Source organism: Streptomyces zagrosensis, assembly GCF_014203645.1.
Taxonomy (GTDB): Bacteria; Actinomycetota; Actinomycetes; order Streptomycetales; family Streptomycetaceae; genus Streptomyces; species Streptomyces zagrosensis.
In genome coordinates this window covers 213,225-236,540 of the sequence record NZ_JACHJL010000004.1, presented here as the reverse complement: position 1 = coordinate 236,540, position 23,316 = coordinate 213,225, and the positions used below count along the sequence as shown (strand labels likewise).

The 23,316-nt window shown below is 69.5% G+C and carries 18 protein-coding genes; 12 read left to right on the top strand and 6 right to left on the bottom strand.

Annotated features, from left to right (window positions below):
* Positions 1–705 carry a succinate dehydrogenase cytochrome b subunit gene (locus FHS42_RS10020; protein ID WP_184571163.1) on the bottom strand — a complete coding sequence of 235 codons (705 nt, stop codon included), beginning with the start codon at positions 703–705 and terminating at the stop codon, positions 1–3.
* An 84-nt stretch (positions 706–789) separates the two neighbouring features.
* Between FHS42_RS10020 and FHS42_RS10015 the strand changes: the two genes are divergently transcribed.
* Positions 790–1,755: a LysR family transcriptional regulator gene (locus tag FHS42_RS10015; protein WP_184571161.1), complete on the top strand. Its 966-nt coding sequence runs from the start codon at positions 790–792 to the stop codon at positions 1,753–1,755.
* Between the two features lie 75 nt (positions 1,756–1,830).
* Here FHS42_RS10015 and FHS42_RS10010 read toward each other — a convergent pair whose 3' ends face one another.
* Complete coding sequence (locus tag FHS42_RS10010) at positions 1,831–3,252, bottom strand: PKD domain-containing protein (protein ID WP_184571159.1); 1,422 nt, start codon at positions 3,250–3,252, stop codon at positions 1,831–1,833.
* An 876-nt stretch (positions 3,253–4,128) separates the two neighbouring features.
* Between FHS42_RS10010 and FHS42_RS10005 the strand changes: the two genes are divergently transcribed.
* Together FHS42_RS10005 and FHS42_RS36825 are read left to right on the top strand one after the other, a co-directional pair.
* The gene (locus FHS42_RS10005; protein ID WP_184571157.1) at positions 4,129–4,413 is read left to right on the top strand and encodes a PKD domain-containing protein; all 285 of its coding nucleotides are present in this window, start codon (positions 4,129–4,131) and stop codon (positions 4,411–4,413) included.
* 569 nt (positions 4,414–4,982) lie between these two features.
* Positions 4,983–8,300 carry a helix-turn-helix transcriptional regulator gene (locus tag FHS42_RS36825; RefSeq protein ID WP_246494446.1) on the top strand — a complete coding sequence of 1,106 codons (3,318 nt, stop codon included), beginning with the start codon at positions 4,983–4,985 and terminating at the stop codon, positions 8,298–8,300.
* Positions 8,301–8,385: 85 nt separating this feature from the next.
* On the opposite strand, the gene FHS42_RS09990 is transcribed toward FHS42_RS36825, so the two are convergent.
* Both FHS42_RS09990 and FHS42_RS09985 read right to left on the bottom strand, forming a co-directional pair.
* Positions 8,386–8,727, bottom strand: coding sequence for a hypothetical protein (locus tag FHS42_RS09990; RefSeq protein ID WP_184571155.1), 342 nt, complete (start codon positions 8,725–8,727; stop codon positions 8,386–8,388).
* A gap of 141 nt (positions 8,728–8,868) precedes the next feature.
* Positions 8,869–9,216: an ATP-binding protein gene (locus FHS42_RS09985; protein WP_376772566.1), complete on the bottom strand. Its 348-nt coding sequence runs from the start codon at positions 9,214–9,216 to the stop codon at positions 8,869–8,871.
* 214 nt (positions 9,217–9,430) lie between these two features.
* On the opposite strand from FHS42_RS09985, the gene FHS42_RS09980 reads away from it, so the two are divergent.
* Positions 9,431–9,667 carry an XRE family transcriptional regulator gene (locus FHS42_RS09980; protein ID WP_184571150.1) on the top strand — a complete coding sequence of 79 codons (237 nt, stop codon included), beginning with the start codon at positions 9,431–9,433 and terminating at the stop codon, positions 9,665–9,667.
* 251 nt (positions 9,668–9,918) lie between these two features.
* Here the strand turns inward: FHS42_RS09980 and FHS42_RS09975 are convergent, their stop codons facing one another.
* Complete coding sequence (locus tag FHS42_RS09975; RefSeq protein WP_184571148.1) at positions 9,919–10,320, bottom strand: VOC family protein; 402 nt, start codon at positions 10,318–10,320, stop codon at positions 9,919–9,921.
* A gap of 304 nt (positions 10,321–10,624) precedes the next feature.
* Here FHS42_RS09975 and FHS42_RS09970 point away from each other — a divergent pair, with 304 nt between their 5' ends.
* The 5 genes from FHS42_RS09970 (at position 10,625) to FHS42_RS09950 (ending at position 18,843) form a co-directional block, all read left to right on the top strand.
* Positions 10,625–12,400 carry a S8 family serine peptidase gene (locus FHS42_RS09970; protein ID WP_184571146.1) on the top strand — a complete coding sequence of 592 codons (1,776 nt, stop codon included), beginning with the start codon at positions 10,625–10,627 and terminating at the stop codon, positions 12,398–12,400.
* A gap of 237 nt (positions 12,401–12,637) precedes the next feature.
* Positions 12,638–14,443 carry a S8 family serine peptidase gene (locus tag FHS42_RS09965; RefSeq protein ID WP_184571144.1) on the top strand — a complete coding sequence of 602 codons (1,806 nt, stop codon included), beginning with the start codon at positions 12,638–12,640 and terminating at the stop codon, positions 14,441–14,443.
* 313 nt (positions 14,444–14,756) lie between these two features.
* Entirely contained in the window at positions 14,757–16,568 is a 1,812-nt protein-coding gene (locus FHS42_RS09960; RefSeq protein ID WP_184571142.1) for a S8 family serine peptidase, read from the top strand.
* A 325-nt stretch (positions 16,569–16,893) separates the two neighbouring features.
* Complete coding sequence (locus FHS42_RS09955; RefSeq protein ID WP_184571140.1) at positions 16,894–18,435, top strand: FAD-dependent oxidoreductase; 1,542 nt, start codon at positions 16,894–16,896, stop codon at positions 18,433–18,435.
* Positions 18,436–18,462: 27 nt separating this feature from the next.
* The gene (locus tag FHS42_RS09950; RefSeq protein ID WP_184571138.1) at positions 18,463–18,843 is read left to right on the top strand and encodes a hypothetical protein; all 381 of its coding nucleotides are present in this window, start codon (positions 18,463–18,465) and stop codon (positions 18,841–18,843) included.
* Between the two features lie 37 nt (positions 18,844–18,880).
* Here the strand turns inward: FHS42_RS09950 and FHS42_RS09945 are convergent, their stop codons facing one another.
* Positions 18,881–20,269, bottom strand: coding sequence for a cytochrome P450 (locus FHS42_RS09945; protein ID WP_184571136.1), 1,389 nt, complete (start codon positions 20,267–20,269; stop codon positions 18,881–18,883).
* A gap of 636 nt (positions 20,270–20,905) precedes the next feature.
* On the opposite strand from FHS42_RS09945, the gene FHS42_RS09940 reads away from it, so the two are divergent.
* From FHS42_RS09940 to FHS42_RS09930, 3 genes are all read left to right on the top strand, one after another.
* A complete protein-coding gene (locus FHS42_RS09940; protein ID WP_184571134.1) occupies positions 20,906–21,709 on the top strand; it encodes a thioesterase II family protein in 804 nt (267 codons plus the stop codon).
* A 75-nt stretch (positions 21,710–21,784) separates the two neighbouring features.
* Complete coding sequence (locus FHS42_RS09935; RefSeq protein ID WP_184571132.1) at positions 21,785–22,342, top strand: GNAT family N-acetyltransferase; 558 nt, start codon at positions 21,785–21,787, stop codon at positions 22,340–22,342.
* Between the two features lie 287 nt (positions 22,343–22,629).
* Positions 22,630–23,085 carry a tellurite resistance TerB family protein gene (locus FHS42_RS09930; RefSeq protein ID WP_184571130.1) on the top strand — a complete coding sequence of 152 codons (456 nt, stop codon included), beginning with the start codon at positions 22,630–22,632 and terminating at the stop codon, positions 23,083–23,085.
* The last annotated feature ends 231 nt before the right edge of the window (positions 23,086–23,316 follow it).

Here is a 23,316-nt window from a genome sequence, read left to right as displayed (position 1 = left end):
TCAGTCCACCAATCCGAGCATCACGCTCACCGGAATAGAGATGAATCCGCACGTCATCACCAGCGCCAGACCGTTGGCCGTGGCCTTCAGAGCGCGGTCGCTGCGTGCGCTGTTCATGCCGAGGGTCTGCGCGGCGCTCCACAAGCCGTGCCTGACATGCAGGCCCACGGCGACCATGGCGGTGATGTAGATGGTGTTGCCGTACCAGGTGTTGAACGAGGCGACGAGGTTCTCGTACGGGTGGCCCTCCTCCGCCCGCTCGTTCACGGTGAGCGTCGTGAGGTCGAGGATGTGCCACACGATGAACAGGGTCAGGATCACCCCGCCCCAACGCATGGTGCGCGTCGCGTAGCTCTGGCGCTGCCGCTGATGCACGTACTTGTGTGGGCGCGCCGCCCGGTCGCGGCGGCTGAGTTGGTACGCCGTGATGCCGTGCAGCACCACGGCGGCGAGCAGCACGGGCCGCACGAGCCACAGGAACCAGCCGTGATGCAGGATGGGCGCGCCAATGGTCCGCAGCCAGTGGGCGTAGCCGTTGAAGTCGTCGGCGCCGAAGAACACCTTGAGGTTGCCCGCCAGGTGCGCGATCAGGTAGCCGAGCATGAGCGCGCCCGACACGGCCATGATCGTCTTCTTGCCGACGGTTGACCGCCATACAGAGCCGATGAGGGACGGGGAACGCTCCGTCCGAGTAGCCAGTGCCATGTCAACCGACGCTAGAGACACCCCGTGCCATTAGTCCAAGACATGAACAAGCTCGTTCTCATAGGCGCTGGCTATCATTCGAGCATGCAGTTGCAACAGCTTCGCTATTTCGCCGCCGTCGCGGACCTTCGGCACTTCACGCGGGCAGCCGAGGCGCTGCATGTGGCACAGCCCTCGCTCTCGCAGCAGATCCGCGCCCTGGAACGGGAACTGGGCGCGGATCTCTTCCACCGGGCGCGCGGCAACATCACCCTCACCGACGCGGGGGCCGCGCTGCTGCCACTGGCCCGGCAGATCCTCGCCGACACCGAGACCGCGCGCCGTGAGGTGCAGGAGGTGGCGCAGTTGCGGCGCGGCCGGGTGCGGCTCGGCGCGCCCCCGAGCCTGTGCGCCAGCCTGGTGCCCGATGTGTTGCGCCGCTTCCACGACGAGTTTCCCGGCGTGGACCTCATCGTGGACGAGGACGGCTCGCAGGACCTGGTACGCACCCTGGGCGCGGGCGAGCTGGACCTTGCGTTGATCATCAGCCCGCAGCCCAGCCAGGGCCCCGCCCTGGCCACCACCGAGCTCCTGCACGAGGAACTGGTGGTGGTCTCGTCGCCCACCTCGCCGCCCCCGGCCGGCTCGCGCCCCCGGATACGGGTCGCCGATCTGCGAGGCAAGCCGCTCGCCATGTTTCGGCGCGGCTATGACCTGCGGGAGTTCACCACGGCAGCCTGCCGGGCGGCCGGATTCGAGCCCACCCTCACCGTGGAGGGCGGCGAGATGGACGCCGTGCTCGGCTTCGTCCGCGCGGGCCTTGGCATCGCGGTGGTGCCCGGCATGGTGGCGGCCCGCTCGGGACTACGGGTCACGCCGTTCGTGGGCGCGGAAATGGCCCGTACCATCGCCGTTGCGCACCGTAAGGACGTGGCACCGCCGCGCGCCGCCCGCGAGCTGCGCCGGGTGCTGCTCGAATACCTGCGGACGGCCGACCTGGGCGATGCGGCGGTGACGGCATCGGCGTCGGCCTTGGCTTCAGCTTCAGCCTCGGCATCGGCTCCCACGTGAACGCGGGCGACAGACCCAGACATGCGTGTGCGGGGCCCCTGGGGGAGGCCCCGCACGATGCGCCGTAGCGCGAGATCAGCCGTTGAAGCAGAAGGCCCGGCCGCCGAAGTCCCAGCACTGGATCTTCTTCGAGGCGGTAGCGGCGTTGCCTGCCCGGTCGGTGACCGTGAGCTCCGCCGAGTAGGTCTTCTGGCCCGCCGGGTAGGAGTTCGACGTGGTCACGCCGGTGCCGGTCTTGCCGTCACCGAACTTCCAGGCGTAGGAGGCGATGTCGCCGTCCTTGTCCGTGCTCTTCGAGGCGTCGAAGTCGCACTTGTCGTACCAGCAGGAGACCGAGAACTGCGGCACCGGCGACTCGCCCACCGACTTGCCGGCGCTGACCTTCTTGGTGACGGTTCCGGTCTTGCCACTGTTGTCCGTAACGGTCAGCTTGACCTGGTACGCACCGTTCTTGTCGTACGTGTGCGACAGCTTGTCACCCTCGCCGGTCTTGCCATCGCCGAACTCCCACGCGTAGCTGGAGATCGAACCATCCGAGTCCTTGGACGCCGACGCGTCAAAGCGGCACGTCGTGTTGTCCTCGGAGCACGCTGCGTCGAACTCGGCGGTGGGAGCGCCGGGCTCGACGTTGGGCAGCTGGGTCTTGACCCAGTCACCCATCTCGCCCGTGAGGCGGCCCCAGGCGCCGTAGCTACCGCAACCGGTCTTCACCCAGGAGGCGACGCCGATCACGACACCGTCCACGACCAGCGGGCCACCGCTGTCACCCTGGCAGATGCCGTCGTGGCCGTCCGCGTATCCGGCGCACACCATGTAGGCGTCGTTGAAGCCACCGAACGAGCCGCAGGTGTTGCGCCCGTCCACGACCGGCAGGCTGGCCTTCTTGACCTGCGCGTACTGGTTCTCGCCGTCCCGCGTACGGCCGTAGCCGATCGCGGTGCCGGTCTTGCCCGGCTTGGACAGCTCGCTATCGGCCGACGTGGCGAACTTGGCGTACTGCCCGCCCTTGACCGGGATCGTCTGCTGGGTCTGGACGACGGCCACGTCATAGCCGGTCTGCCAGCCGTTCGGCGACTCGTACTTGGGGTGCTGGGTGTAGGAAACGACGTCCAGCTTGACGCCACCCTCGGGCTTGTTGAGGTCATCGGCGCCGTAGTAGAAGGACTTGGTCCCCTCGCTGTCCTTGCAGTGGGCGGCGATCAGGATCGTCTTCGGGCCGATCACCGAGCCGGTACAGGTTTGGCCCATCGGGCGCGGCCCGCCCTCGCGCAGCGCGGCGATGATGTACGGGAACGCGGCGACCGTCGTGGGCTCGCCGCCGATGATCTTGGCGTGCGGGCCGCTGGGAGCGGGTGCCGTGTCGGTCGGGTTGACGGCCTGCTGGCGATCTGTGGCGTCGTCGGCCACCGCCTGAGCGCCCCCGGCGAACAGGGGTGCGAACGCTAGGGCCGCCACCGCGAGGCTGGCCACCTTGGCCAGCCGTTTGGTTCCTCTCATGCCTTCCCTTTCCAGGTAGGAGCCCGCCATGGGAGCGGGCGGCCCCCGTCCGATCGACATGCAACTCGCCGGCTTCGCCCCGGTGGGCCCCGTGGCGCCGGTGTGTCGGTGCGCCGCGTGGGCCGTTGGGTGCGAGGCGCGGTCGCTGAGGCCCCGGTTCCGGGGGGCCCAGATTCCGCTCTTCGCAGGGTGCTTTTGGCGGGTGCATGTCGGGTTGGGAGATGTGGGGACCGTAGAGGCGGAAGTTGAAGCAGAACAATCCGCGTATCGGTCCGTAGCGCTACGCATCAAATGCACCGAACTCAAAGGGCGTTGACCTGATCGTCGAATACGTATTGGCTGCGTAGCGACTACGGATTGCTGACCGCGTGGCGGTGGACCAGGGTGGCGCGTGAGCCGGTTTCCGGCTCGTGCGAGGTCCGGCAGCGTTTCATGGGGCGCTACGAGCCGGACCTTCGGCCTCCCGTGGGGAGAGGCGCCGGCGCCGTACGCGGCCAGCGGCGTTCGGCGTCGGCCACCCCCTACAGGCGGCCTCATCCATTGCGGAATGGGAGGCTCGAAGCAATGACGCGGACGCGATGCGGTGGGATACGGAGTGCGCGGGGCGGACGGGGCGCGTGGCTGGGGGCTGCGTGCATGGCTCTTGCGGTACTGGGCGCGCCGTCGGCATCGGCGGCCCCGCAGCCGGGCGCGCTGGTTCCGGAACCGAGCCCGGCAACTCCCGCACCAGGACAGGTAACTCTCGCGCCCGGGCAGGCGATTCCCGTGCCCGGGCTGGCAACGTCGGCAACTGGGCAGGAAACGCCCGCGCCTAGACCGGCAATTCCGGCACCCGGGCAGGTGATGGTGGCGACCGGTCCTGCGCCGAGGGAGGGCTTGGCGCCCACGGCGCACCTGCTGGCCAGCTGCCTGTACGAGGCTTGCACCTTTGACGGTCGCGTATCCCTCGACCTCGACGACGCGATCGGCTCGTACGCCTGGGACTACGGAGACGGGTCCACGGGCTCGGAGCCGGCACCCTCACACACGTACCGCCGCGTGGGGCAGTACCGCATCACGCTCACCGTGACCGACGAGGCGGGACACCGAGATTCCGCGGCACGCCTGGTGGCGTGTCGCACGGGTTCGGGGACCCGGCTGAGCTGCTCGGTAACTGGCTGAAACGGGCGGGTGCCGGCGCTGGCCGGCACCCGACGAGCGGGCCCGCCGGGCCGTTCCGCCGCACTGCTCCACCGGCGCGTCCCACTAGCCTGGCCCGCGCCCGGCCGGTCCCAAATCTCCGCTGGGCCCGCCGCTGAGCACACCGCCGAGCCCGCCGGGCTTTGGCCAGCCCGACCGCCCCAGTACCCCACGGGCCCGTCGCGGCTCGGTCGTATCGCAGCCGGCACCAAGCCCGGACAGCGCCCCCTGCGGCCCCCGCCGTGGCCGAAACCGTGCCCCGCCGTGAGCGCGGCCCATTCGCGATGGCCGGGTCATGGTGCGTACCCCCTTGCCCCAGCGGCCTGCGGAAAGTAGCTTCACGTCACCGCGGTGACCGACGGGCAACAGGCGAGCCGGAGGAGACGGAAGACCGAAAAAGACCGGAGGGTACCGGCATAACGGAGAAGACCGGGATACCGGTACCTATCCGAGACGGCCGGCAGATGCAGCACAGCCGAACCGGGCGCCTCAGCGCCGGCTGGCCATCGCGGAGCACGGCCTCGGCCTTCCCTCGGGCACGGAGTCCCCTCATGACCAGTTCCATTCTTCGCCGTTCGGGAGCGCCGGTCCTCGTCGGGCGCACCGGCGAGCTCCACACACTGCTTGACGCGATCATCCATCCACCCTCGGTCGCCCTTGTCGAAGGAGAGGCCGGGATCGGCAAGTCCCGGCTCATCCGGGAGGCACTTGCGCATCCATCCGTACGGGGCCGCCGCATTCTGCCCGGCACCTGCCATCCACTGCGCGAGCCGTTCCCCTACGGCCCGTTCTTCGATCTGTTGCGGCAACTCGAAGGCCGGGTGCCGAGCGGACTCAACCCCGTATGCGGCTCGCTGCGGCCCTATCTGCCGGAGTTGGCCGACGCGTTGCCGCCCGCGCCGGAAGCGCTCCAGGACCATCGGTCCCGCCAACACCGGCTGTTTCGCGCCGTGCGCGCGTTGCTCGAACCGCTCGGTCAGGTCGTCGTCATCGTGGAGGACCTGCACTGGGCCGACGACGGCACCCGCGACCTGGTCCGCTTCCTCGTCGATGACCCGCCCGCCGGGGTGTCCGTGGTGCTCAGCTACCGCCGTGAGGACCTGCCGGGCGCCGGGCTGCCGCTGGGCCGCGCCTACCGGCATCCACCCGGCACCACCTCGGTCCTCATCCCGCTCCAGCCACTGGACGTGCCGGCCGTACGCAGCCTCACCGCTGCCATCACCGGCAGCGCGGCGGTACCCACCCGGCTCGCCGCCGAACTGCACGAACGCACCGCGGGCATCCCCTTCGTCCTGGAGGAGGTCGTCCGCGCGCTCAGCGGCGACGGCTTTCCGGCGGGTTGGAACCCGGCTCGCGAGACGCTCGACGCCATGGAGGTCCCCACGCTGCTGCGCGAGGCGATGGTGGACCGCATGACGGCCCTTTCGCCGGACGCCATGGCCGTGGTGCAGGCGGCGGCCGTGTTGCGCATTCCCGCGGCGGAGGACCTGATCGCCACCGTGGTGTGCGGCGAGCCCAGGTCCACCGAGCCCCGGCCCTTCGGGGGCGCCGAGCCGGCGCGCGTACGCGGAGCCGAGGCCGGCGCCGCAGCTGCCGCCGCACCCGGGACCGAAGCGAACGAGGACACGGACCTCGACGCGGCCGGGCTCGCCGGCGGTGACCTCGATACGACCGAACTCGAGTCCTTCGGCGCGCCCGAACTTCCGGGCGGTGGTGGTGGCGGCGGTGCCGATGCGGGCAGCGGGATCAGAGAGGCGTTGCTGGCGGGCGTGCTGTTCGACTTCGGTGGTGACCGCTACGGCTTCCGGCACTCCCTCGCCCAGCAGGCGGTCTACAGCTCCCTGCCCGGTGTGGACCGGCGCCGGCTGCACCGCCGAGTGATGGCCGCGCTCGCCGCCGCCGACCCGCCACCGCTCGTCCAACTCGCCTACCACGCGCGGCAAGCCGGCGACCTCGACGTCTGGCTGCGGCATAGCGAGGCGGCGGCCGACGCCGCCAGGGAACTCGGCGACATCGCCGTCGCGGTGGAAATCCTGGAGGGCTTGCTGTCCGATCCGGAGTTACGCATCGGCGATCGGGCCAGACTCGCCGTCCAGCTCAGCCGGGCCGCGGTGATCGGCCTCGCCTACCGCAGGGCCGCCGGTCTGCTGCGCCGCATCGTGCGCGACGGCGACATGCCCGATGCCGTACGCGGCGAGATACGACTCAACCTCGGGTTGCTGCTCAACAATCAGGCAGGCAACTACGAACAGGGCCGCGTGGACACCGAGATCGCGGTCGAGGAGCTGCGCGACTATCCGGCGCTCGCTGCCCGCGGCATGGCTGCGCTGGCGATGGCGAGTTGGGGCGAGCACCCGTATTCGGTGTACCAGCTGTGGATAGCCCGAGCCGAAGCGCTCGTCGCCGACCAGTCGGACCCGGCCCTGCGGTTGGCCGTGCGCGGCAATCACGTCACGCTGCTCATGATGGCGGGCGACCCCACGGCCTGGGCCAGGGCCAAGGAGTTGATGGGCGCCGGGCAGACCATCGCCGAACGCCTCCAGATCGCCCGGCTGTCCGGCAATCTGGCCGAGGCCACGACCTGGCTCGGGCATTACCCGGCGGCGCAAAAATTCCGGCACCGGGGACAGCGGCTCGCCGCCGAGTGCGGCGCGCCGTTCCTCCAGGGGATCATCGACGGCACCTCGCTACGGCTGGAGTGGAGCATCGGCAACTGGCAAGGGCTGGCCGAGCGTGCCCGCCGGGTGCTCGACGTGGTGCAAGGCGTTTCGGGCATCTCCGCCGATGCGCATCTGGTTCTCGGATTGCTCGCCATTGCCCGCGGTGAGTGGGACGAGGCCACCGCCGAACTCGACGCCGCCGCGCTCGGCGACCCCGCCAACGCGCCCGCCCCCATCCTGGCCGCCGCAGCCGGGGCCATGACCCGGGTGCGCGTGGCCCGCGGCGAACTGGAGGCGGGCCGCGCCGAGGCCGAACGGGCCGTGGCGCGGGTACGCCGCAAGGAGATGTGGGTGTGGGGCGCGGACCTCATGCCGATGGCGGTGGCCGCGCTCGTCCGCTGCGGGCGGGTGACCGAGGCGGAGGCCCTGGTCAGCGAGTACGCGGCGGGCATCGCCAACTGCGATGCGCCGCTGGCCATCGCAGCCCTGGACGCCTGTCGGGGAACCGTGGCCTACGCACGGGGCTGCTGGACCACGGCCATCGACGCCTTCGAGACGGCGAGCGCGCGCTACGCCGCCTTGCCCAGGCCGTACTCGGCGGCCCGTACCGCCGAGGCGGCCGTACGCTGCCGCCTCGACGCGGGCATCAGCAGCGGTCGCGCGAGCCTCGATGGCCTGGGCGCCACGGTTGAGGTGGAGGGGCTGACCGGCGCGGCGGGTACGGCTGACCTCAGCGGCGCGGTCGGAGTGGACCATCCGGGCGATGTGCTGGGTACGGGCGGGCCGCTGGGGGGTGTGACCGAATCAGCCGGTTCGGGCGGATCGGCCGGTCTGGGCGGATCAGCGGATCTGGGCGGTGCGGCCGGTCTGGGCAGTGTGGAGCACAAGCTCGGGGCGCAGCTGGCGGCGGAGCTGACCGACCTCGCCGAGCGCTTTGCCGCGCTGGGTGCCACACGCGATGCGGCTCGCTGCCGTCGAGTGCTACGTGGCAACGGTGTCAGTACCCCGTCCCGGCGCGGTCGGCGCGGCTATGGTGACCAGCTTTCACCGCGCGAGAAGGAGGTAGCTCGCCTCGTGGCACTCGGCCATACGAACCGGGAGATCGCGGACGTGCTGTTTTTGTCGCCGCGAACGGTCGAGCAGCACGTGGCCAAGGTGCTCCGCAAGCTGAACGTCACCTCGCGAAACGAGGTGCCAGGCGGCAGCTAGTGGAGGTGACCGTAGCTAGTGCAACTGGCGGTAGCCGGCGCGGGTGGCAGCGGCGTACCGGTGGCTGCTTCAGGCGGGGTCATCTTCACAGGGGGTCATCGCTGTATCCGCAGATCCACAGCAGAGCATCGTGCACACCACGGAGGTAGTCGCGACTGGTGGCCGAGGTGGTGATGTCGTCCAGCTGGACGACGGTGGCATCCACCTCGGCCGTCAGTAGCCGCAGGTCAGGCAGGTCGCTGGCGCTAGCCCCAGTGACCGGCGCGGGAGCGAGGTGACCCATCGCCCACTGCAATGCGGCTGCCTCGCCGGCAAGCAGTTGTGGCTGGTCATCTCGTCGGGCCGACAGGCCCTTCAGGGCCGCATCGACCTGCGCATACGTCCGCACGCCAACGAACTGCTCGTCTTCTTGCACGCTCTCGATCACACTGACCGCCATCCCTTCGCCAGCGCGCCCGGATGCCGTGCCCCGTGAGGGGCCGGGCACCTTGCGTCGCGCCTGTGCAGCAGCTAGCCGGCTACTGCCATTGCGGGCTTTCCGTGTACCCCTACGCCCTGTCGCCAGACCTCACCAGGGCAAAAAGGCATGAATGTCTTTGCCGTCCGGCTTGCGTACCACATCGACCTGATCGGCCAGGGCCTGGATGAGGTGCCAGCCGATGCCGCCGGCCCCGCGTGCCGGATCGCAGCGTCGAGGCGTGGGCGGTGTGGGGTTGGTGTCGGCCACGGTCACATGTACCCCATCGAATGTACGGCGCAGCCGCAAGGTGAAGGGGCCGGGAGCGTACTGGACGGCGTTGGCGCCCAGTTCCGTGACCACCACCAAAATGTCGCCGTGACTGATGGGGCTGGTCGGCGGATCACGGCAGATGAGGGTGTCCAGGGATTGACTCGCCGCCAGCCGAGCATCCGGTATATCGCTGATGTCCCCCTCGAAGTGTGCGGTGAGAAATTCGACGTCTTCCAGGGCGGGCCAGCTTCGGCCTCCGCCCCACGGCCCTGCATCCATGGCACCCCCTACCTATCGTCCACGGTTCACGTGACCACTGGTCGCGTCTTCCCGAACTCACCAGAAGCACGCATCTCACCTGGCGCGGGGTGAATCAATTGGTTCTGGGCAGCCGCAGAGAATGGCTGACCTTTCGCAACTGCTGCAAGAGACCATGCGACGCCGACACCTGACCGCGCAGTCACTCGCGGATCGCACCGGCATTCGCACCCCACGCATCCGGGTCTTCGCCGAGGAGGGCGCGGACGGGCCCGTACAGCCCACCGAGCAGGAGTTGACCGAACTCGCCGACGCCCTCGCACTGCCCCGCCGCGAGGTACGCGAGGCTAGTCGCGCCCGGACCACCGCGCCCGCCTGAGCCGTCATACGACGCGCCCCACCACAGGGCCTGGGCCTTGAGCCGCAAAGCCGGTGATGCCGGCGGTGCCAGCGGTGCCAGTAATGCTCATATCGCTGGTGACCACGTTGGCGTCGCCTGATACCGATGACGCCGGTGCCGATATCGGCACCGGCGTCGGTGTGTCACATGCCCGCTGTGTCACATGCCTGCTGTGTCGTGCCCGCTGTGTCACATGCCTGCTGTGCCAGCTGCTCTGGCGCCCGCGCTGCCTACCCGATCTTGGGCCTCGATGAGGTGGAGCACCGCAGGGCGAACGGATGGCCGGCCGGGTCGGCGTAGAGGCGGATCTCGTGCGGCCCGGTCTTTTCCCTGGTCTCCAGGGGGCGGGCGCCAAGACCGATCAGTTGGCGCTCGGCGGCGTCCATATCCTGTTCATCCACTACGAGTTCCAAGTGGGCCTGCTGCGACGTCTCCGGGCGCGGCCAGCTCGGCGCGATCGCATGGAGGTCCCGGCGAAAGCCCATCCGTAAGCCGTGCGCTCCCGTGACGTCGATCCGGTCGCTGTCGGCGCCTGGGCATACCTCGCCGTCGAGGACGGCCAGATAGAAGTCCGCAAGTTCTCGGGGCTCCACGCAGTCGAGCACCAAAACTCCGATTCGCACGTATCCCATGATTTCCCCCCATATGTGGTCGAGTGCCCTCTTGTCGGACCAGGTCGGCCCCGTAAGTCCGGCTACCCCAAAGCCAAAGCCGCACGCGCCGGCCCAACCCGCCAGCATGGCGTGCCGCATCGAATGCGTACGCAATACCTATCGCGCCACGGATTGTTCCGAGCCCCACACGCAGCGAAGGTAAGCCCGTCATCCGGCGTCGTTGTACCTCTCACACCCCACACCCCTCAACGGTGTCGGTGACAGACCCCTCGCCCGGCCCGACCGCACATCGGGCCGGGCGGCCCCCGACAAGGAGCGAGTGATGGCAGCACGGAAAAAGCAGTGGAACGCGCTGTGTTTGAGCGCTGCCGCCGCGACGGTGTTCGCGATGGTCGGCAGCGGCGTGGCGAGCGCCTCCGGTGGCAGCAGCGTCGCGCAGGGCACGGTCATCGGCGCCGGACAGGCGGACGCGATCAAGGGCCAGTACATCGTTGCCCTCAAGGGCACGCCCTCGATCGCCGCCGAAACCAGATCCGTGGTGACGGCCCAGGCCAAGGAACTGGCTGATGAGCATGGCGGCACAGTGCGTTCGGTGTACGCGTCGGCGTTCCGCGGCTTCTCCATCCAGGCCACCCCGGCGCAAGCGGCGCGCATAGCGGCCAGCCCCGATGTCCGCTACGTCCAGACGAACAACGTGGTCAAGGCCGTTGGCAGCCAGCCGAACCCGCCGTCGTGGGGCCTGGACGCCGTGGACGGCAAGCAGGACAGCGCGTACAACTACCCGAACCAGGGCGAGGGCGTCACCGCGTACGTCGTGGACACCGGCACCGACCTTCGGCACTCCAACTTCGAGGGCCGGGCCAGTAGCGGCCGTGACTTCATCGACAACGACGCGGATGCCAGTGACTGTCATGGGCATGGCACGCATGTTGCCGGGACCATCGGCAGCAAGGACTACGGCGTCGCCAAAAAGGTGAAGCTCGTCGCCGTCCGCGTGCTGGACTGCCAGGGCTCGGGCTCCACCGAGCAGGTCGTCGGCGGCATGGACTGGGTGGCCAAGAACGCCGTCAAGCCCGCCGTCGCCAACATGAGCCTCGGCGGTGGCATTGACCAGGCCATAGACGACTCGGTGCAGGGCGCCATCAATTCCGGCACCCCGGTCGCCGTCGCCGCGGGCAACGACTACGGCAAGGACGCCTGTGGCACCAGCCCCGCGCGACTGCCCGCCGCCATCACCCTCGGCTCCACGGACCAAAACGGCAGCCGCTCCAACTTCTCCAACCTCGGCCGCTGCCTTGACCTGTTCGCCCCCGGTGGCAACATCAAGTCCACCAAGAACGGTGGCAACGACACCGTCATGAGCGGCACCTCGATGGCCACCCCGCACGCCGCGGGCGCCGCCGCGCTCTACCTCTCCAGCAACAAGAACGCCACCCCGCAGCAGGTGCGCGACGCCCTGGTGAACAACGCCGACTCCGGCGTCGTCGGCAGCCCGGGTAGCGGCTCGCCCAACAAGCTCCTCAACGTCACCAAGCTCGGCGGACCCGTCGAGCCCGGCACGCCCACCGCCGAGTTCGACGCAGCGTGCTCCGAAGACAACACGACGTGCCGCTTCGACGCGTCGGCGTCCAAGGACTCGGACGGTTCGATCTCCAGCTACGCGTGGGAATTCGGGGACGGCAAGACCGGCGAGGGCGCCACGCCGTCGCACACGTACGACAAGAACGGTGCGTACGACGTCAAGTTGACCGTGACGGACAACAGTGGCAAGACCGGAACCGTCACCAAGAAGGTCAGCGCGGGCAAGTCGGTGGGCGAGTCGCCGGTGCCGCAGTTCTCGGTCTCCTGCTGGTACGACAAGTGCGACTTCAACGCCGGCCAGTCCTCCGATCAGGACGGTGACATCTCCTCGTACGCCTGGAAGTTCGGTGACGGCAAGACCGGCACCGGCGTGACCACGTCCAACACCTACCCGGCGGGCCAGAAGGACTACTCGGTAGAGCTCACGGTCACCGACCGGGCAGGCAACGCCGCTACCACGTCGAAGAAGATCCAGTGCTGGGACTTCGGCGGCCGGGCCTTCTGCTTCAACGGCTAACCCACCTCGCAGCACCGGGCAGCGCCCCCAGCCGCACGGGACATCGCCCCTGGTCCTGCTTGATGCGCTCCCACCGTTTCAGCGGCTGAGCACCTCGCCGCGGCGGTCGAACATCCCGCCGCAGCAACAGGTGGGGCCCGGGGCGCGCCCGTCTCCCATCGCGGGCGCGCCCCTCCCACCGAACGACCGAGTACCCCCACCGAGCACTCACCGAGTTGGAGAGGCAAGGCACCCAGGATGCGTACCGCGAAAAAGACTTACCGCTGGTTGACGGCGTGCTGTACCGGGCTCGCCGCCACCGCGGCGCTGGCCATGGCCGGCGCACCCGCCCAGGCCACCGCAGACAGCGGCACGACTGCCGAAGGCCGCGTCATCAACGCCGAAGCTCCGGGCGCCATCGATGGCCTGTACATCGTCTCGCTCAAGGGCGCCACCTCGATCTCCGCCGCGGCCGAGGTCGCCGTCGCCGATCAGGCGGACCGGCTCACTGACCGCTACGGCGGCAACGCTGACCGGATCTACACCGCCGCCCTGCGCGGCTTCTCCGCCAAGATGACCCCCGCGCAGGCCAAGCGGTTGGCGGCGGACCCCGACGTGGCGTACGTCCAAAAGTCGTTGATGGTGCGCGCGGCCGAGGGCGGCAGCCAGCCCAACCCGCCCTCCTGGGGCCTGGACGCCGTGGATGGCAAGCAGGACAAGGCGTACAACTACCCCGGTACGGGCGCGGGAGTCACCGCGTACGTCATCGACTCCGGTGCTCGTGCCTCGCACCAGACGTTCGAGGGCCGGGCCTCGTCCGGCTATGACTTCCTGGACAACGACACCGACACGTCCGACTGCTACGGCCACGGCACCCATGTCGCGGGCACCATCGCCGGCAAGGAATACGGCGTCGCGAAGAAGGCGAAGATCGTCTCTGTGCGGGTGCTCGACTGCTCCGGCAACGGCCCCGACGCGGACACCATCGAGGGCATCGACTGGGTCATCAAGAACGGCAAGAAGCCCGGCGTCATCAACATGAGCCTCACCTCAGGCGGCGAAGGCGCCGACCCGCAGGGCATGCGCGAGGCGACGAAGCGGGCCGTGCAGGCGGGCTTCCCGACCGCGGTCGCGGCGGGCAACGCCGGTCAGGACGCGTGCGGAACCTCGCCCGGTGACACGCCCGAGGCGCTGTCGCTCGGCTCCACCGACAGCAACAACGGACGCTCCAGCTTCTCCAACTACGGTCGTTGCGTGGACCTGTTCGCGCCCGGTGGCAGCATCGACTCGGCCAGCCACAGCTCGGACACCGGCAAGGCCAACATGAGTGGTACCTCCATGGCCTCGCCGCACGCCGCCGGCGCGCTCGCCCTCTACCTGGAGAGCAACCCGAACGCGAGTGGCACCCAGGCCACCGACGCGGTGCTCGCCGCCGCACGCGACGGCGTCGTCACCAACCCGGGCAGCGGCTCGCCCAACAAGTTCCTCGACGTCACCAAGCTCGGTGCCCCGGCAGACCCGGGCAAGCCGACCGCGGAGTTCACGCCGGCCTGCTCCGAAGCCAACAACACGTGCGGCTTCGACGCGTCGGCGTCGAAGGACTCGGATGGTTCGATCGCCAGCTACGCGTGGGAGTTCGGTGACGGCAAGACCGGCGAGGGCGTCAAGCCGTCGCACACGTACGACAAGAACGGTACGTACGACGTCAAGCTGACGGTCACCGACAACAGTGGCAAGACCGGCACCGTCACCAAGAAGGTCAGCGCCGGCAAGTCGGTGGGCGAGTCGCCGGTGCCGCAGGTCTCGGTCTCCTGCTGGTACGACAAGTGCGACTTCGACGCCTCGAAGACCACGGACAAGGACGGCGACATCGCCTCCTACGCCTGGAAGTTCGGTGACGGCAAGACCGGCACCGGCGTGACCACGTCGAACACCTACCCGGCGGGCCAGAAGGACTACTCGGTGGACCTCACGGTCACCGACCGGGCAGGCAACGCCGCTACCACGTCGAAGAAGATCCAGTGCTGGGACTTCGGCGGCCGGGCCTTCTGCTTCAACGGCTAACCCACCCCGCATCACCACACACCACCCATAGCCCCGCTTGATCGGTTCCCACCGTTTCAGCGGCTCAGCGCTTCGTTGCGGCGGTCGAACGCCTCGCCGCAACGACCGGTGGGGTCCGGGCGCGTCCACTTCCCGACCGCGGACGCGCCCCTCCCACCGGGGTGGGCAGCACGAGCGAGCGTCCCCACAGATTGCTCGCTGCGACTGCCCGCCTGCTTCAACCGGTCGTCCGCTTCCGGCGGCCGGCGCCCCACCGCACAACTGAGCATTCCCACCGAGCACTCATCGAGTTGGAGAGGCAAAGGCACTGAGAATGCGAACCACAAGAAACACCTACCGCTGGTTGACGGCGTGCTGTACCGGGCTCGCCGCCACCGCCGCGCTGGCCATGACCGGCGCACCCGCACAGGCCACCGCAGACAACGGCGGCACGACTGCCGAAGGCCGCGTCATCAACGCCGGAGTCCCGGGCGCCATCGATGGCCTGTACATCGTCTCCCTCAAGGGCACTACCCCGGTCGCCGCGGCGGCCGAGAGCGCCGTCGCGGACCAGGCGGACCAGCTCACCGACCGCTACGGCGGCAACGCTGACCGGATCTACACCGCCGCCCTGCGCGGTTTCTCGGCCAAGATGACCCCGACGCAGGCCAAGCGGCTGGCGGCGGACCCTGATGTGGCGTACGTCCAGCAGTCGTTGATGGTGCACGCAACCGAGGGCGGCAGCCAGTCGAAGCCGCCGTCTTGGGGCCTTGACGCCGTGGACGGCAAGCAGGACGAGGCATACAACTACCCGGGCACGGGCGCGGGTGTCACCGCGTACGTCATCGACTCCGGTACCCGGTTCTCGCACCAGACCTTCGAAGGCCGGGCCACCTCCGGCTACGACTTCCTCGACAACGACGCTGACGCGTCCGACTGCTACGGCCACGGCACGCATGTCGCGGGCACCATCGCCGGCAAGGAGTACGGCGTCGCGAAGAAGGCGAAGATCGTCGCCGTACGGGTGCTCGACTGCAAGGGCAACGGCCCCGACGCGGACACCATCGAGGGCATCGACTGGGTCATCAAGAACGGCAAGAAGCCCGGCGTCATCAACATGAGCCTTGGCTCCGGCGGTGCGAACGCCGACCCGCAGGGCATGCGCGAGGCAACCAAGCGAGCCGTACAGGCAGGCTTCCCGACCGCAATCTCGGCGGGCAACTCAAACCAGGACTCGTGCGGAACCTCGCCCGGTGACACGCCCGAGGCGCTGTCGCTCGGCTCCACCGACAGCAACAACGCACGCTCCAGCTTCTCCAACTACGGTCGCTGCATAGACCTGTTCGCCCCGGGCGGCAACATCAACTCGGCCAGCAACAGCTCGGACACCGGCAAGGCCAACATGAGCGGCACTTCCATGGCCTCGCCGCACGCCGCCGGCGCGCTGGCCATCTACCTGGAGGCCAATCCGAACGCGAGCGCCACGCAGGCCACCGACGCGGTGATCGCCGCCGCACGTGACGGCGTCGTCACCAACCCGGGTACCGGTTCGCCCAACAAGTTCCTCGATGTCACCAAGCTCGGCGGACCCGTAACCCCGGGCAAGCCGACTGCGGAGTTCACCCCGACCTGCTCCGAGGCCAACACGACGTGCACCTTCGACGCGTCGGCTTCAACAGACGCGGACGGCTCGATCGCGTCGTACGCGTGGGAGTTCGGCGACGGTAAGACCGGCGAGGGCGTCAAGCCGTCGCACACGTACGACAAGAGCGGCTCGTACGAGGTCAAGCTGACGGTGACCGACAACAGTGGCAAGACGGGCACCGTCACCAAGAAGGTGAGCACGGGCAAGCCGGCAGGTGGCGTGCCGCCGGTGGCACAGTTCTCCGTCTCCTGCTGGAACGACGCGTGCAGCTTCGACGCCTCGCGCTCCACCGACAAGGACGGCGACATCGCCTCGTACGACTGGAAGTTCGGTGATGGCAAGACCGGCACCGGCGTGAAGGTGAAGAACACCTACCCGGCGGGTCTGAAGACCTACACGGCGGCCCTCACCGTCACCGACCGTGCAGGCAACGCCGGCACCGCGGCAAAGCAGATCCAGTGCCGCAACTACGGCAGCCAGACCGTCTGCTTCGGTAACTAACCGCACCGCCGCTCAACAGGCCATCCGACCCCCTCATCGCCTCGGCGGCTGACCGCCCTCCCGCATCGGTCGCCGAGCATCCCCAGCGTTGGCGGATGCTGCTCGTCGCCTCGAAGGTCGGGCGTCCCATGCTCAGCCACCGAAGCGATACCGCCCACGCTGTGCGGGGCCCTCCCCCAGGGGCCCCGCACCTTTGCATGTTCCAAGCAGCAGCGGTCTCGTTTCGCGTAGCTGGCCGGGGGGTACTCGGGGCCCGGCCAGCGGAGGCCGCCCCGGACACCGGAAGCCCCCGGAGGCGGGCGCTCCGCTTCGGAAGGAGCGCCCTATGACGTCGCTGCCCGGCATCGACGAGTCGTACTGGATGGACAGCACGCCCGCGACCGACTACCCCCACGTGCCCGCGGACGCCACCACCGACGTCGCCGTCATCGGCGGCGGCATGGCGGGTTTGTGCACCGCATGGGAGCTGGTCTGCCGGGGCCGCTCCGTCGTCCTCCTGGAGGCCGACCGCATCGCCGCCGGGGTCACCGGCTACACCACCGCCAAGGTGTCCGCCCTGCACACCCTGATCTACGCGACGCTTCGCGACACGCACGGCGCACGCGCCACGGCCCACTACGCCACCTCGCAGCAAGAGGCGATCCGCCGCATCGAGCGGACCGCGGTGGAACTGGGCGTTGACTGCCAGTGGGAACGCGCCGACGCCTACACCTACGCCACCGACCCGAGCCAACTCGGCACCCTGCGCGCCGAGGCCCGGGCGGCGGCCGACGCCGGCCTCGATGCCTCGTTCGTCACCGAGACAGACCTCCCCTTTGCGGTCGCTGGCGCGGTGCGCGTCAGCGGACAGGCACAGTTCCATCCGCGCCGGTACCTGCTCGCGCTGGCCAAGGACATCACCGCGCGCGGCGGCCAGATCTACGAGCGCAGCCGAGTCACCGGCCTGCGCGAGGGCACGCCCTGCCGGGTGACGACCGAGAGCGGGGCCGTGATCAAGGCCCAGGATGTGGTGGTCGCGACCCACTACCCCATCTTCGACCGCGCGCTGATGTTCGCGCGCCTGGAACCCACCCGCGAACTCGTGGTGGCCGCCACACTCCCCGCCGACCAAGCCCCCTCCGGCATGTACATCACGCCGGAGGGCAGCACCCGCTCGGTACGCACAGCGCCCTGGCACGACGGGCAGCGGCTGCTCATCGCGACCGGCGAAAAGTTCACGCCGGGCACGGGTACGGGCAAGGAAAGCGGCAGCTTCGAACGCCTGACCGACTGGCTGACCAGCCACTTTCCTGCGGCCGAGCCGGCCTACCGATGGGCAGCCCAAGACAACTTCAGCTCCGACCGGGTGCCGTTCGTCGGCCCCTTCCACCCCGGGGCCCGCCAGGTGTACGTGGCCACCGGCTTCGGCGGCTGGGGGATCAGCAACGGGGCGATGGCGGGCACGCTGCTCGCCGACCTGATCACCGGCGAGAAGCCGCCGCACGCCGGGCTCTACGACCCCCGCAGGCTGCACCCGATCCGGGAGGCGGGGCGACTGCTCGACACTCAGGCGACGGTGGCCAAGCACTTCATCGGCGACCGGCTGCGCTCCACGCAAGGCGATGACGCCTCCGATATCGCGCCCGGCTCCGGCGCTCTGGTACGCGTGGGAGGCAGCCGGTGCGCGGTCTACCGTGACGAGGACGGCACCCCGCACGCCGTCTCGGCCCGCTGCACCCATCTGGGCTGCCTGGTGCGCTTCAACGACGCCGAACGGACCTGGGAGTGCCCCTGCCACGGCTCGCGGTTCGGCGTGGATGGCTCCGTACTCCAGGGGCCCGCGGTCCGGCCCCTGGAGCGGCGCGAGCTGCCGGATGACGGGTTTTGAGTTGGCCGCAGCGGCTACCCGCCTGCCATGAGCACTGAGCAGAGTTCGGTTGGAGTGGGCGTACACGTCTGCGGCTGCGACTGGGACGACGCAGACGCCGTGTTTCGGGTGCTGAGGGCGGCGTTTCCGGCGACCGCCGCCGATGAGTGGCCGGACGGGGGCAGGCCCGTGGACACCGAGACCGACCGGCCCGTGGTGTGGTCGATGACCGTGGACACCCGCGAGCCCGGCGGCTCAGCGCCCTCCTCCCGGCTGGCGGAGTCGGTGAGCGTCGATCTGTACGGCACGGACCCGCCCATCCACCAGGTACGGGACGTACTGGGACGCCACTTTTCGATAGCGGAGGAGAAGGCGATCCCCGGCGACCAGGAGATGGAGGTCAGGTTGCGCCTGGAGCCCACGTCGTAGGGCGCGCCTTCGCGGATACACCGCAGCACGCCTCGCGCTACGCGCTAGCGGCAGCAGCAGCCGTAGGCCGTACATCGAAGCGGAGGGAGAAGGGGTTGAACTCCGCGGGGAGCGTGCCGTTACGGCGCAGTCGGGGGGTGGGCGGCGACGCCTGGTACAGGTGCTCCTCCAAGAGCACCCCGAGCCAGGTGCTGACCGTCAACAGCACCAGGTTTTGGCCGGGGCACTCGCCGGGCCCGGCGCTGAAGGGCACCAGGGCCGGGTTCTCGCGGGCCTGGCCGTCGAGCCAGATGTCCGGCGCGAAGCGGTCCGCGTACGCCCCGGCGGTCGCCTCGGCGCGGTGGAAGTACGGCGTGTAGATGAGAAACGTGGTGTTCTCGGCGACCGTGTCCCCGCGCCACTCCGTCACGCCCGTGGTCTCCCGCAGCAGCAGCGGAGTCGTCGGCCACAGCCGGACCGCCTCCAGGGCACACGCCCGCAAAAAGGGCAGCGTCCGCGGCTGGCTCAGATCCTGAGTGCCGATCTCCGAGCGCGCTCGGGCCTCCTGATCCGGGTGGGTGGTGAGCAGTGCCAGCGCCCGCAGCGTGGTGATGGCGGCGGCGTCGTACGCGAACAGCCAATGCGGAATCTGACCGACCGCATCGGCGCGCGACAGCGCGGACTGCTCGATGAGCGCGCCCGCCAGCGTCTCGGGGCCCGCCGCGTCGGCGTGCTGCCGCAGGCGTCGCAAGAAGTCGTCCCTGGTCTGCCGCCGTCTCGGCAGCAGCACTGACCAGTTCCCCGCTGCGCGCAGTCGGTTCAGCAACTCGGTGAGCGTGTCGTCGTCGCGTGCGGCATCCCCCAATACGAGCCGCCGTACCGTACGCCGCCACGCGGCCCCGAACTCATCCCAGGTCAGTTCCCCGGTACGGTCCACCTGCCGCAGCAGCGCCCGCGCCTCCTGCCGGACCGTGGCGACCAGCGCGGGCGCGATCCGGTGCAGCGGCTGCGCCATGTCCAGGGCCGCTTCGTTGAGCTTGCGTCGCTCCGTACGGTGGCGCCCCGTGGAGATCAGCGAGCCGTGCGGCTGGAACTGGCTCAGTGCGCCCTTCTTCTCCCAGGTCGCGGGGGAGAAGGGCAGCGGTGTCTGGTCGAGGATCGTGCGCACGTCCTCGGGGATCAGCGGCAACGCCACCGAGCGCCCCGCGATGCGCAGCAGCAAGGGACCATTTCCGTACGTGGCGCGCAACCGGGCCATCGTCTGGATACCACGCTGGTCCCAGTGGAGCCGCTCGGTGAGCGCCACGCCCGCCGGACGCCGCCTGATGACGCCGCCGACCACAGCGGGCAGCAGCAAATGGGCCACCACCCGCGCGGTGTCTGCACCGCTCGCGCTGGGTAGAGCGCGCGCGTCCGCGGTCTGTTCGGGGGTGGTTGACCAGGGCATACGGGCTCCTTCACCGGCATGGCGACGTCGTATCGGCGGCGTCGAGTACCCGACCGGTCAGACCGAAAACGCCAACCGCCCCGGGTCCGCCCGAACGGCGCACAGGCCGGGATGGCCCAGCCAAGGCGCGGGGTGCTCGGGGCTGCTGGGGCCTGGTAGGTCTGACGGGACTGTGGAGGTGCCAACGTGCGGGCCTGGCAGGCTCCTGCTGGACAGCGCGGAAGCCACCGACGGGGTCGGTGGCGTGTGGGGTGCGCTAGCCTTCGCGGTCGCAGTCGAGGAGCTACCACCTTCACGTCTCCGCGACCGGGCCACCACCCCGCGCCCACCGCCACACCTCGGCCCGCGAGTAGGGTCACCCACGCCGCCGCTCGCGCTCTGTCTCGTGCTTGTTCTGACAGGCTCGGCCACCGCCGGTCTCCTCACCGGCAGTTAGCCGCACATCGGCACGGCCGCGGCCCGTACGCCATTCCAGCTACCGACATGGACACCCACATGGCTCCACGCACAGGCGCAGGCATCACCACCACCCCCGATGGCGCAACGCCCGGCATAAGCACAGGCACAGGCATAAGCGCAGGCACAGGCACAAGCACAAGCAGCCACGTCCCCGCAAAGCCCAATGGAGGTCGGAGCATGAGGGCGGGCCCAAGTCGATTGGAGCTGCGCGAAGGAGGCCCCTTCCGCCTGCTCTGCCTGCCGTACGCGGGCGGCTCCGCAGGGTCGTTCACGCGCTTGGCTCAGCAGGTCAAGGAGGACTGGACGGTGGTCGCCGTGCAGCCCCCCACCGCAGGGGAGCACGACAAGGGACCGAACCTCAGCGAACTCGCGGACTTCTACGCGGACTTACTCGCCGCCGACCTCACCGAACCTGGCATCATCCTTGGCCACGGCGTGGGCGCGGCCGTGGCGCACCGGATGGCGCAGCGACACGCGGCGAACTGGCCCCCGGGCCTACGGCTCGTGTTGTCCGCACCGCCGCGCCCCGGGCCGCCGGCCTGCCACCTGCTGGGCCTGGACGACCAGTCGTTGCTCTCGGTGGCCAGATCCCATGGCATCGTCCCTGATAGTGAGTTGCCCGACGAGCTGGCGACCCGACTGCTGTTGCCCGAGCTACGGCAGGATCTGGCGGTGCTCGGGCCCGCGGGATGGTCGCCGGAGCCCGTACGGCCCCCGGTTCATCTCCTGGGCGGCAGAGACGACGCGGCTGTCCCGCCGGCCCTACTCGCCGAATTGGCCGACCAGTTGGGGGCGCGCGGCACCCGTTGGGTGCGGGGCAACCATCTGTTCGTCCTGGAACAGCCCGAGGAGACGTTCGCCGCACTGCGAAAGATCGCGCAGTGCGACCCGCCTGGGCCTACGGCGACCCTGCGCACGCTGACCGGTGTGGCGCAGACCGGCGACCAGAACACCGCAGCGGGGGCCCGCGTTCGCCCGTAAAGGCGTGGGCTTATGGGCCGGTAAGGCACGCCGCCCCGAGCCGGGTCGGTTCGGCGGATAAGTACGCTGAGCTGTATGAACCTTCGTCGTGTCGCTTTTGACCACCCCGACGCCGGCAGGCTCAACGACCACGTGCAGCGCGAATACGCTGAGCGGTTTGAGTCCGACGGTGATGTCACCGTGCTCGAACCGGCCATGTTCGAGCCGCCGCAGGGCCTGTACCTGATCGTTTACGACGACCTCGGGGCGCCGGTCGCCACCGGTGGCTGGCGCAGCCAGGACGAGAACGAGGAGGTGTACGCGGACGGCGACGCGGAGATCAAGCGCATGTACGTCGTTCCGCAGGCGCGCCGGCGCGGGCTGGCCCGGCTGGTGTTGGCCGCCCTGGAAGAGGACGCCCGCGCCGCGGGCCGCACCCGGATGGTCCTGGAGACCGGAGCCAAGTTGCCAGAGGCCATCTCCCTGTACCTGTCCAGCGGCTACGCCCCCTGCGCCAAGGTGGGCCCCTACCGCTTCCACAAGGAGAGCCGCTGCTACGCCAAGCCGCTGACACCCGCTTCTGCTTCCCCTTCCAGCACCTCCAGCACCTCCAGCACCACCGCGGCCAGCGGGCCCGAGGCCATGACTCGCTGAGTGAGCCCCGACCCAGCCCCAGCCCGGCCCCCGGCTCCGGCTCCAACCCGGCCTCCGGCCCCGGCTCCAGCTCGGCCCCGGTCCCCGGCCTCAGTCCTGACTCTGACTCGTTCACTGCCGCGGCCACGTGATCGGATGCGGGTGCCAACTGGAGGCTCAGGCCCGGCCACCGGGGCCGTAAAAGCCTGAGCGGTGGGCCTGCTAGCTTCTACACCGTTGTAGACACTTCCGCGTCGTTGCCGAGAGCGCCTTCCGGCCGCCGTGAAATGAGACGAGGAGAAGTACAGATGGCCCTATGGGACAAGCTCAAGGATTCCGCGTCGTCGATGCAGACGCAGTTGATGGCGAAGAAGAACGACTTGAAGAGTGGCGCCTTCCGGGACGCCAGCATGGCGATGTGTGCCCTGGTGGCCGCAGCCGATGGCTCGGTCGACCCCGCCGAGCGGCAGCGCGTCGCCTCGCTGATCGCCACCAATGACGTGCTCAAGAACTTCCCCGCCGACGACTTGCAGCGTCGCTTCAACGAGTACCTCGACAAGTTGGCCGCCGACTTCGCGTTCGGCAAGGTGTCCGTCATTCAGGACATCGGCAAGGTCAAGAAGAAGCCGGTCGAGGCGCGTGCGGTCATTCAGATCGGCATTGTCATCGGTGGCGCCGATGGCGACTTCGACAAGACGGAGCAGGCCATCGTCCGCGAGGCATGCTACGCGCTCGACATCGCACCGACTGAGTTCGATCTCTAGGTCGTTGGACTCATAGGTCGTTGGGCTCATGAGCCGTCAGGCCGGTATTGCGTTCGACCGGTGGGACGTTGGGGGCGGGGTGGGGCCCGTGCGCGGCCCCGGTGAGGGGGCCGCGTCGTATGGGTCCTCGCCTTTCGACAGGTGGTGGGGGTGCCCGGTGTCCCCGCCACCTGGCACCCCCCAAGTCCGGGATGCGCGCGAACGCGCCCCGATGGCTGGCAGGCCGGGCAT